Below are 1,447 nucleotides of genomic sequence, written 5' to 3' on the forward strand. Positions count from 1 at the left end.
GGCGAGTTCAACCAGTCGTTGCAACACCGGGTTGTTGCAGTGAGCGTAGCTGCTCTTCGAAGATCTCGGCCGGTGTCCGCCAGCCGAGGATCTTGCGGGGCCGGTTGTTGATTGCCATGGCGACGGCTTCGAGGTCCGTGGACGACCAACGGGAGAGATCAGTGCCTTTCGGGAAGTACTGACGCAGCAGCCCGTTCGTGTTCTCGTTTGTCGGTCGTTGCCAGGGCGAGTGGGGATCGGCGAAGAACACCTTCGTCCCGGTATCGAGGGCAAACTGAGCATGGCCCGAAAGTTCCTTTCCGCGGTCCCAGGTGAGGGTCTTGCGTAGTTGCTCGGGCAGCTGCGTCATCGACGTGGTGAGCGCTGTGTTCATCGCGATCGCGCCGTAGCCTCCGAGCGAAGGGCCGTTCTTCACGGGCGGATTCTCGCCCCAGCCCTCGAGCCGGGGCAGGTGCACCAGGAGAGTGGAGCGGCTACTGCGCTCGACGAGTGTGCCGATCGCGGAGCGGCCCGTCCCGATGATCAAATCGCCCTCCCAATGTCCGGGGACCGCGCGGTCCGCAGCCTCGGCGGGCCGTTCGCTGAGGACGACGTCCGCGGTGACGTGCCCCTGCGGCTTGTTCTGCGACCGGGCACGGGGAGTCCGCAGCGCCCGGCCGGTGCGCAGACATGCGACAAGTTCCCGCTTGAGCGCGCCACGGCCTTCGATGAACAGCGCCTGGTAGATGGCTTCGTGGCTGATGCGCATGGACTCATCATCGGGGAAGTCGGCACGAAGTCGGTGCGAGATCTGTTCCGGACTCCACGCCGTCGCCCATCGCCTGTCTTGTCGATGCGGCTTGTTCAACCCCTTCCATGGGCGTGTCTGGGGCCCTGTGACGATCGTGCCGTCGGGTCGATGGACACTGCCGGCGAGCCGCTCCTGCACATACTCGCGTAACCTGTCATTGCCTGCGAGCTTCGCGGTTTTCGGGCGCTTCGTGGCCTGCTGCGCCTTCCACTGCGCCACCAGAGCACGGTAGACCGACGTGCCGCTCCGGGTCGCCGCGTTGCGGCGCAGCTCGCGGGAGACGGTGCCCGGGTCGCGGCCGATCCTGCGGGCGATCTCGCGCACGCCGAGCTCCTGGACGCGCAGGAGCGCTATCTCCTCACGCTCAGCGAAGGACAGGTAGCGGCCGGTGGGCTCGTCCAGGCTGATCGGTGGCATGCCGCCAGCGTGACGGAACCACCGTGTTGCGACCGGACATGAAACGCCCACAACCACCGCGGCCTCCGCCGTGGTCACTCCCGACGCGATCCGCCGCCAGAAGTGGCGCTGCACCGCACGAGACGGCTCCGGCCGCCCTGGCGAACGCATCGACGGCCGCATCGCCCGATCCGCCGCCCACTGCCGTCGCGCACCCGCAGGCAGCTCCGGCACCTTCTTCTCGTCCCACCCCATCGCGCA

Annotated in this window: 1 protein-coding gene; it reads right to left on the reverse strand. The window is 67.4% G+C overall.

The annotated features are described in order from the left end of the window. Positions 1 to 7: 7 nt before the first annotated feature. Positions 8 to 1,207, reverse strand: coding sequence for an IS30 family transposase (locus ABZ721_RS40910; RefSeq protein WP_358793921.1), 1,200 nt, complete (start codon positions 1,205 to 1,207; stop codon positions 8 to 10). Between the last annotated feature and the right edge of the window lie 240 nt (positions 1,208 to 1,447).

The sequence above is a fragment of the Streptomyces sp. NPDC006733 genome (assembly GCF_040636125.1).
In the GTDB taxonomy this organism is placed as follows: domain Bacteria; phylum Actinomycetota; class Actinomycetes; order Streptomycetales; family Streptomycetaceae; genus Actinacidiphila.

Bases quoted from the DNA above. Each gene is read 5' to 3' on its own strand.
- ABZ721_RS40910 (WP_358793921.1), bottom strand. From the start codon at position 1,207: ATGCCACCGATCAGCCTGGACGAGCCCACCGGCCGCTACCTGTCCTTC.